9 protein-coding genes are annotated in these 7,707 nt (G+C 68.2%); 6 read left to right on the top strand and 3 right to left on the bottom strand.

Annotated elements, in window-relative coordinates; translation table 11 throughout:
- The first annotated feature begins 676 nt into the window (after positions 1 to 676).
- The 4 genes from AB0L00_RS43380 (at position 677) to AB0L00_RS43365 (ending at position 4,507) form a co-directional block, all read left to right on the top strand.
- Positions 677 to 1,420, top strand: coding sequence for a PDZ domain-containing protein (locus tag AB0L00_RS43380; protein WP_364443667.1), 744 nt, complete (start codon positions 677 to 679; stop codon positions 1,418 to 1,420).
- Positions 1,421 to 1,675: 255 nt separating this feature from the next.
- Positions 1,676 to 2,206: a hypothetical protein gene (locus AB0L00_RS43375; RefSeq protein ID WP_364443666.1), complete on the top strand. Its 531-nt coding sequence runs from the start codon at positions 1,676 to 1,678 to the stop codon at positions 2,204 to 2,206.
- Positions 2,203 to 3,129, top strand: a complete 927-nt coding sequence (locus tag AB0L00_RS43370; RefSeq protein WP_364443665.1) for a hypothetical protein — start codon at positions 2,203 to 2,205, stop codon at positions 3,127 to 3,129. The genes AB0L00_RS43375 and AB0L00_RS43370 overlap by 4 nt, the downstream gene beginning before the upstream one ends.
- Before the next feature lie 34 nt (positions 3,130 to 3,163).
- The gene (locus AB0L00_RS43365; protein ID WP_364443663.1) at positions 3,164 to 4,507 is read left to right on the top strand and encodes a hypothetical protein; all 1,344 of its coding nucleotides are present in this window, start codon (positions 3,164 to 3,166) and stop codon (positions 4,505 to 4,507) included.
- A gap of 441 nt (positions 4,508 to 4,948) precedes the next feature.
- Here AB0L00_RS43365 and AB0L00_RS43360 read toward each other — a convergent pair whose 3' ends face one another.
- Complete coding sequence (locus AB0L00_RS43360; protein WP_364443661.1) at positions 4,949 to 5,521, bottom strand: RICIN domain-containing protein; 573 nt, start codon at positions 5,519 to 5,521, stop codon at positions 4,949 to 4,951.
- 702 nt (positions 5,522 to 6,223) lie between these two features.
- Entirely contained in the window at positions 6,224 to 6,445 is a 222-nt protein-coding gene (locus AB0L00_RS43355) for a hypothetical protein (RefSeq protein ID WP_364443660.1), read from the bottom strand.
- 31 nt (positions 6,446 to 6,476) lie between these two features.
- Between AB0L00_RS43355 and AB0L00_RS43350 the strand changes: the two genes are divergently transcribed.
- A complete protein-coding gene (locus AB0L00_RS43350; RefSeq protein WP_364443658.1) occupies positions 6,477 to 6,749 on the top strand; it encodes a hypothetical protein in 273 nt (90 codons plus the stop codon).
- 33 nt (positions 6,750 to 6,782) lie between these two features.
- Here AB0L00_RS43350 and AB0L00_RS43345 read toward each other — a convergent pair whose 3' ends face one another.
- On the bottom strand, positions 6,783 to 7,397 hold the full coding sequence (locus tag AB0L00_RS43345; RefSeq protein WP_364443657.1) for a hypothetical protein: 615 nt from the start codon (positions 7,395 to 7,397) through the stop codon (positions 6,783 to 6,785).
- Here AB0L00_RS43345 and AB0L00_RS43340 point away from each other — a divergent pair.
- The gene (locus AB0L00_RS43340; RefSeq protein ID WP_364443655.1) at positions 7,375 to 7,698 is read left to right on the top strand and encodes a SpoIIE family protein phosphatase; all 324 of its coding nucleotides are present in this window, start codon (positions 7,375 to 7,377) and stop codon (positions 7,696 to 7,698) included. The genes AB0L00_RS43345 and AB0L00_RS43340 overlap by 23 nt on opposite strands.
- The last annotated feature ends 9 nt before the right edge of the window (positions 7,699 to 7,707 follow it).

Genomic DNA, 7,707 nt, shown 5'->3' with positions numbered 1-7,707 from the left:
GCTTGGTCGCTGAACCACCTACCGGAGGCCTCGCTACTTATCGAACACGACACGCCGTCATCCCGGACACAAACCGCACTTCGAGACAGCCCCTAAGAAGGGTCAGCATCACGGAATCCGTGCCAGAGCCAGTTTTCACGTGTCGCCGACAGGATTAAAAGTCCACAGCTCTGCCCAGATGGCGATACCGCACCGTGTTCCGCTCTGCCGGTACGTGCCGTTTAGTCCGCGTTCGCCATCCCCACTCTGGCAGATCAGCCCGATGCCGTACCGGGTGCTGCCGGACGGTACCGCGACATACGAGCACCCGCCGAGCACCCAACCAGGGCCACCAGACTGAATAGCGATGCATCGTACGCACTCGTGGTCGAAGTCATGCTTATGTGAACTGTCAAGCTGTCGCAGGCGTCCCGGCGTCGCAGTGGCTTGTCCTGCGCTCGCAAGGTAGTCCGGCGCATTACTGCTCTGTCGGTCATTCGGTGGGCGCGGTCGTCCCACGCGCTCAGGCGATCCGCAGATGACCGCTGTCACTCGTGGGGAAGATGTGGCTGTCGCAGGCGGCATCCGGTTGTGCATGAAGTAGTCCGGCGGGTCAGCCTGGCGGCCTTTCCGTGATCGATTACCTTCCGTCACAAGATGATCACCCGGGTAGGCGATGGGGCGGGGAAGGAACACGATGCGCACGAGTACGAGGGCATGTGTGGTGCTGGCTCTGGGGGCAGGGCTGGCCGGGGCCGGTATGGGGTCCGCGACCGCAGCGGCGCCTACGGCGGTGGCCACGCCGGTTCAGGCGCCGTCCCCGCAGACGAACGTCCCGGACCTGGATGCTCCGGGGCCGGCCAAGACGGTGGAGTACCCGCCGGACTACCAGACGCGGTCGCACCCGGATGAGGTCAGGATCGAGGCTCCGCAGTACACCCGGATCACCGGCGTGGACCCGCACTGTCCGAGCCCGATGATCTGCCCCGTCGACATCACCCCGGACGGCAAGTCCGCCACCGTCAAGCTGGAGGGTACTAACTGGACCTGGACCCGGCCGTGGGCGGTGCATGTCGCCGCCAACAGCGACGCGCCGTTGGCAGGGGGCGCCTTCACGGGCACTCTGACCTTCGAAGGAGTGACCTTGCCGTTGCGGGTCAACATCACCGCAGGCGGCGCCCAGGCGATCTTCGGCGGATACGTCGCCAATGCTTCGGGCGGCGGCGGGGTCAAGGTCAACTACGTCGAGCCCGGTAGCAAGGCCGAGATGTCCGGGATCTTGCCGAACGACGTCATCACCACGCTGAACGGGCAGCCGACCCCGACCGTGAGCGCTTTCCACGAGATCCTGGCGGGCAAGCGCGCCGGTCAGACGGTGCCTGTGGTCATCAACCGCAACGGCACCACGATGGCGTTGCAGCTCACGCTTGACGGAGCCTGACCAGATGGCCGGTGGGCGGCCGCCCACCGGCCATCTCAAGGCCGGTCCGCGCTGAGCGGTCCTCGACCGCCGGCGCCTCCGGCCTTGAAGACCGCGTCCGGTAAGGACGCCGGGCGGCCCGAACCTCGGCCGATGTGAGTTCCACACTCCTGCCCGGCCTGGAAGGTCACGCCGCTCAGTCCGGCGCGCCGGGTCGCCGCGATGGACTACGTATTAGCCCATCGCCGCGACTCGCCCACACCCTGGAAGTAGGACATGCCCGATATCCGCCTGACCGGCCTGTTGGCCACATGCGCGTCGGCGCTTCTGATCGCCGGCGTCTGCTCCCATCAATCGGTGTTCGCGGCGGCGGCGAGCGCAGCTCCTGCCGCCGTCGCGCCGCCACCCCCACCGACGCCCACGCCGACGCCGTGCCCGAATGGCGAACCGCACCCGTGCGGCGCGTCGGCGAAGGAACGCGAGGGCGTCGAATCCGAACGTACGGACGCCAAGAAGGACAAAGCAAAGGCGGATGAAGAGATCGCCGAGGCCAAGAAGAAGGCGGAGAAGTGTCCGCCGGAATCCAAGGAGTGCATGAAGGAGCTGATCGGCGGCGGCGAAGAGGAGCGCCGGGACATGGACAAGGCCCGGGAGGGGCTGGCCGGGATGCATCCGGCTCCTTCGGACAACGCGTCGCCGGTCATGGACCGGGCATGCCAGGAGTTCGCCGCGGACCTGCCGCCCAAGCTCAAGGAGTCTTCCGATTCGGCTCAGCTGACGAGCCTGTGCGAGGCGATGCGCTCATGACCAGCACCGTGTCCCGCCTCCGGCGAATTTCACTGCCCGCGACCGCGGCGCTGGTCGCGCTCGGGCCGGTGAGCGCCTACGCCGCGCCGCGGCCGGGTCTGCCGGTCGCGCAGGCCTTCGAGGGCGACAAGCCTTTGCCGTCGACCCGGCCGGCGATCGAGCAGTGCGCCGCCCACCCAGACGGCTGCCACTTCCACATCGACACCACTTTGTCCGGTGAGTACTACAGCGCCGTGAGGTCGCTGGGCAACGCGATGATCAACTGCACCAAGGACGCGATCACGGTGACGCGCCAGGTCACGTTGAAGACCGGAAGCACCGACAACCTCGGCGGGGAGATCACCGGCAAGCTCGCGGTCGAGGGGCAGATCAACGCCTCCGGTGAGGTCACCGCCACGGTGCACGCCGAAGGCAGCGGGGACTTCACCACGCCGAACAAGCAGCAGGGCCCCTCGGCCACCGTCGGCGCCAAGGCCGGAGCCAACGGCGGCGGCAAGCTGGCGGGCGCGCTTGGTGTCAAGGGCGCGTTCGAAGGCGCTTTCAAGCTCACCTACCAGCACACCTGGACGACGGAGGTCAGCGAGGCCACCACCTCCACCACCACGGTGCAGCCCGGTGACGTTCTCGTCTTCGGGGCGAGTTCGGCGATGCGGCGGATCGCCGGCACGCTCAACGTCGGTGGCCTGCAGGTCCGCAACATCGTCGTCGACGGGCCTTCGACGGTGAACACCAGCACGTTCATCGCCGACACCTTCACCGCGCCCGGTAATGCCTGCGACCGGCTGCGCACCCGGGGCAGGACGGCCGTGGACGACACCATCAACAACAGCAGCGCCCGCATGATCGGCCTGGTCAGGGTTTCCGCACCTCCGGCGGGCGCACGGCTGATGCGCCGGACGGTGCTGGCCCCTGAGCGTTCCTGACCCGGCCTTCCGGCATCATCTCCTGGAGATCATTGTGAAGACACCGCACCTGCGCGTCTGGGCCGTGGGGACCGCCGCCACCACCGCGGGCCTGGGCCTGGGCCTTCCCGCCTCGCTTGCTTACGCCGATCCGCCCGCCAGTACTCCGATCGCCGTCATCAACGGCGACTTCACCCAGCCCGCCATCGTCGGCGACGGCCCGGACTCCACGGCGGTCAAGGGCTGGTCGGTTGGCTCGACCGATGGAGCCGGCACCGTGGGTGGTGTCGTGCGCTATCCGGGAACCGTCTCCGGCCACCCGGACCACAAGCCCGCCGTGATGCTGCGCCTTCCGGCACCCGAGAACGCGTTCAAGCAGCGGCTCCGCGGGGTGCGCGCCGGCGCCAAGGTCACCATCACCTTCGACGACAGCCCCGGCATTGCCACCAAATGTGCCCCGGCAGCCGTGGCCCAAGGCCAGGCATACACCGTTCAAGGCGCTGGTGGCCCGGTCAGTGAGCGGACCACCGCCCCGGACCCGGACAAGAAGGCCAACACACTCGGCAAAGGCGTCTGGCGCATCGGGCAGACCTACACCTTCACCGCCGGCGAGACCGAGCCCCTGCTCACCTTCACCTCCCAGGTGCCCGCCTCCGCCAACGCCACCGGATGGTGCGGCCCACTGATCGCCAAGGTCCAGGCGACCCAGATTCCGCCGCCGGTGGACAAGACCATTCCCAAGACCGCCCTACCGGCCTCCGAAGCCTTCCGGGGCAACGACCGCCGAAGTGTCGCCGACGCGGTGTCCCAGTGCGCCGGCGCACCGGGCGCGTGCACCTTCACCCCCGAGACCGCCTACTCCTACTCCTACTTCGAACCCGCACAGCTGAACGGCGACGTCTACATCAACTGCACCCGCAACACCCTCACCCGAACCCGCCCGGTCCCCTTCACCGGACGCTCCTACGGCGACCTGCCGGCCCTCGCCGGACTACCCGGCACCGGATCCACCAGCACCAACATGGCCAAACAGTTCACCGCCGGAACTCGCACGGGCCCGCGCTGGACGACCGACATCACCCACAGCGTCACAGAGATCGTCAAGCCCGGCGAGGTCGCCTGGATCGAGACCCAGGCCGGCCGGCGACGCACCGAGGGCTGGTTCACCACCTCGCCGGATCCCGACGACCCGCACACCCAGTGGCGCCTGCACACCGTCCTGGACTACCCCGCCCCCGATCTCACCGACCGCTTCTACCAGCGCACCGGCCCGCTCACTTCCGCAGAGAAACAACGCTGCCAATCCGACCGGCCCACCGCCAGCACCCCCGTCGGGGCCGACACCCCGGCAGGCGGCGGCAGCACGCTGCGGCTGTCCCGAACCACCCGGAACCACTGATCTCCGAGCCTGGGCGGCGAACCCGCCGGGACACCGTCGATGAGACGGCCACCGGTGGGCGCCGCCTGCCGGCCCGGCCGGGGATGGCCGGTGGGCAGCCGCCCCCCGGCCACCCGGTCGGTCCCTGTCCAAGGTAAGTAGGCGGGTCGTGGTGCTCCCGCCGCGATTGACGAACACGGGCACCGTGCGACCGGCGCGCATGCCCGCCCGCTTCGGCCTTGCGCGTGACCCGCCCTTTCCGGGGCCCGGTGTATCGGAGGAGCGCGGGGCCCTGGAGGCCGCATCCGGGGATTCGGGGAACCCGGCGAGGTGGGCCTGTCCCATCCAGTGCCCAGCATGGTCACGGTCTCCGGCTTGCCGGTACCCCCTCCTCAGGGGCCAGGCCTGCGCTGAAGCTCTTCGTTCTCTCCGACTGGTATGACGGCTGGACCCGCAGTGCGGTCACGAACTCCAGGAGCTGTCGTTGGCTTCGCTGCTCCAGAGCCGGTCGCTGCTGGGGTAGGCGGTGTCGAGGTAGAGGGTGTCCCAGCTGCCGTCGTTGTAGCGCGCCACAGTGAGGGCGACGTTACGGTTGACCTTGGGCCGCCACATCCACCAGCCGGTGTACGCGTCGTTGACTTTCTCGGGCTCGAGCAACCACTTCTGAAGGTCGGAGCCGTTGCAGGTCTGGACGATGACCTGAATGCCGCGCCCGGGACTGGCGGATGCGGGTTGCAAACACTTGTTCGCGGCCCGGTTCTTGTAGACCGCCGTCCACCCGCCCGGCTCGTCAGGGGTCGGAGTCTCCTCCGCGTCCCACTGTTCGGTCGAGTATTTCCAGACCGGGTCGCGCAGGGTGATGGCGGCGGCACCCTCGGCGGTGCTGTTACTGCTGAGAGCCAGACGGCTGCCATCCATCTTGTTGATCAGATCCAGGTTGGGCCTTGGCTCGGCCGACGCCGACGACATGGTGATCGCCAGGACGGCGGCGAACGCAGCCGGTAGGACGTCTCGGGCAGCGAGAAGTAGGTTCATGATCATCTCTTGTTGGTTGGGCTTCGCGGGGGCGCATCCGATGCGGTGATCGTGGTGAGCGGCCTTCAACGCGGTCCCTGAACACACAAGAGTGAACGTCCCGTCGTCGCCGGTCCCGCAGTCGTCCCCTCCGTCGGTGCTGCGTTACGGCAGCACGAGGAATGATAACGGTGTGTGCTCGGCTCGCAGCAAAGGGTGATGAGTGTCGGGCAGTGCTGAAGGCGCGATCGATAAGTTCTAGCGCCACCCAGCCGACGCAGGTGGTGGCCCTCGCTGAAGAACTGGATGCCCGCGAGGCCGCGAGGCCGCGAGGCCGCGAGGCCGCGAGGCCGCGAGGCACAGATTGGTCGATCAGTGCCTACCGCGTCGGGCAGCATAGGCCTCGTACGCCGCGCAGCGGTCTTCTGCGAGCATGGGAGCGTCATGACGATCCCCCATCAGGCGAGCCCTTCTGGTGCGCGCGCATCCGCCCGACGCTGATCCACTGCCTCGTGATGGCCGCCGCCGCAACTGTGGCTTCTGGGAATCCATCCTGCGCCGTCGTGGGATCCCGACCAGGTCATCCCACCCACAGAGACGATCGCCGTGATCGACCGGCTCGCCGCCCAGCCCGTGCACATCGCCTCCCTGGTGATCAACGAGCTAAGCGGAAGCCCAGGAGACCACGATCCGTCCGCACCCCGTTCCTGCGTATCAGCCCCATCACCTGTTCAGGCCCTCGCGGATCGCGCGGCGCTCGGCTTGTTCACGGGTGAGCGCCTGCCGATGGGCCTGCGGGTCGCGGTGGGCTTCGATGGCCGCGCGCACGATCGCAGCCAAGATGTCGGTGGCAGGGCCTCGGCTTGTGGCCGCCAACGTCGTCGCGGGGCTCGGAGCCGCCTTCACCGGTTCGGCCCGCCGAACCTTCTGGACCCACTGACCCATCGCAATCACCGGGCCCTTGGAGGGAGGCATCTTGGTCTGGGACCTCGCGATCGCGATCGTGGCCGGGCTCGCGGTGCTGTGGTTCGCCGTCATCGCTGCCCTGTGGCTTAGGGCCGCCTCGACCTGGCCATCCTGCACGACTCCCTGCGGATGCTGCTCGACCTGGTCCGTCTTCGCAAACGGCTGGCCGCCGACCCTGCCCCTGCCTCGCAGCGTACGGATCCGGCTGTGGCTGCTGCTGGCCTACCTGCTCCTCCCGATCGATCTGCGGCCGGGTACTTACCGGCCTACCGACGTCTCCTGATATCCAGCGACGCGGCGATTCAGCGCGCCGGAGTCACTGTCTTGGGGCTTTCCAGACCTTCGGTGGCTCCTGAGGCGCGGGCCAGATCTGGATGAGGTGTCGTTCGGCGTGTCGGTGATCGCCGGGGGTGCGGCCGGTGAGTTCGTGGTGGCTGTGGCGGCCGGTGACTGAGACCCGGACCCGGTAGGTGCGGGATTCTCCCTCTTCGGCGGGGAGGTACTCGTATCCGGGTGGGGCGGATTGGTCGAGGAAGTTGCAGCCGAGGTCGGGGCCGGTGAAGACCATGCTGACCTCGGCGACCTCTTCCCAGGCATCGAGTTCGGGCTCCGGCTCTGCCGAGAGAATGTCCTTCATGACCTCGACGATGCTGTCGGCCTGCCCGGTAAAGATGGCTGCCATGTGGCCGTCGGGCTCGGGGAGGATGATGCCGTTCCCTCGGCCGGTGACGTTGGCGGTGTGCCGGCCGGTGGTGTAGTCACTGAGCCAGTACTGGCCGGTGGAGGTCTCGACGTAGAAGTCGGTCCTGGTGACTGAGGCGTCGGGTTCCCAGGCTGGCCAGGGGTGTTCCTTCAGCCATAGCACCGGTTCTGGCGGCGCGGCCCAGATCTGGATCAGGTGTTTTTCGGTGAGTTCATCGCCTCGCTTCACGAGACCCTGCAGCCCGGGTGACCGTCTGCTGTGCTACACCGACGGCGTGGTCGAGGCGCGCACTCGCGGCGGCGACCTGTTCGGGGTGGACCGCCTGGCCGACACCATCCTCCGGACCATGGCGGCCGGCATGTCCGCGCCGGAGGCGCTGCGGCGTCTCATCCACGGCCTCCTGGCCGAGCACGGCTCGCCGCTGGCCGACGACGCGACCGTGCTGCTGGCCGAGTGGCGGCCCACCACCCCGGGCGGCTCCATCCAGCTGACCTCCCAGACGCTCCCCCTCCAGCATCCAGCGCGATAGCGAATGTGA

Origin of the sequence: Actinoallomurus sp. NPDC052308, assembly GCF_040679195.1 — a bacterium.
Taxonomy (GTDB): domain Bacteria; phylum Actinomycetota; class Actinomycetes; order Streptosporangiales; family Streptosporangiaceae; genus Actinoallomurus; species Actinoallomurus liliacearum.
Note: the sequence above shows the minus strand (reverse complement) of the source record. Positions and strands in the feature narration are given on the sequence as shown.

Bases quoted from the DNA above. Each gene is read 5' to 3' on its own strand.
- AB0L00_RS43380 (WP_364443667.1), top strand. From the start codon at position 677: ATGCGCACGAGTACGAGGGCATGTGTGGTGCTGGCTCTGGGGGCAGGG.
- AB0L00_RS43375 (WP_364443666.1), top strand. From the start codon at position 1,676: ATGCCCGATATCCGCCTGACCGGCCTGTTGGCCACATGCGCGTCGGCG.
- AB0L00_RS43370 (WP_364443665.1), top strand. From the start codon at position 2,203: ATGACCAGCACCGTGTCCCGCCTCCGGCGAATTTCACTGCCCGCGACC.
- AB0L00_RS43360 (WP_364443661.1), bottom strand. From the start codon at position 5,521: ATGAACCTACTTCTCGCTGCCCGAGACGTCCTACCGGCTGCGTTCGCC.
- AB0L00_RS43355 (WP_364443660.1), bottom strand. From the start codon at position 6,445: ATGGGTCAGTGGGTCCAGAAGGTTCGGCGGGCCGAACCGGTGAAGGCG.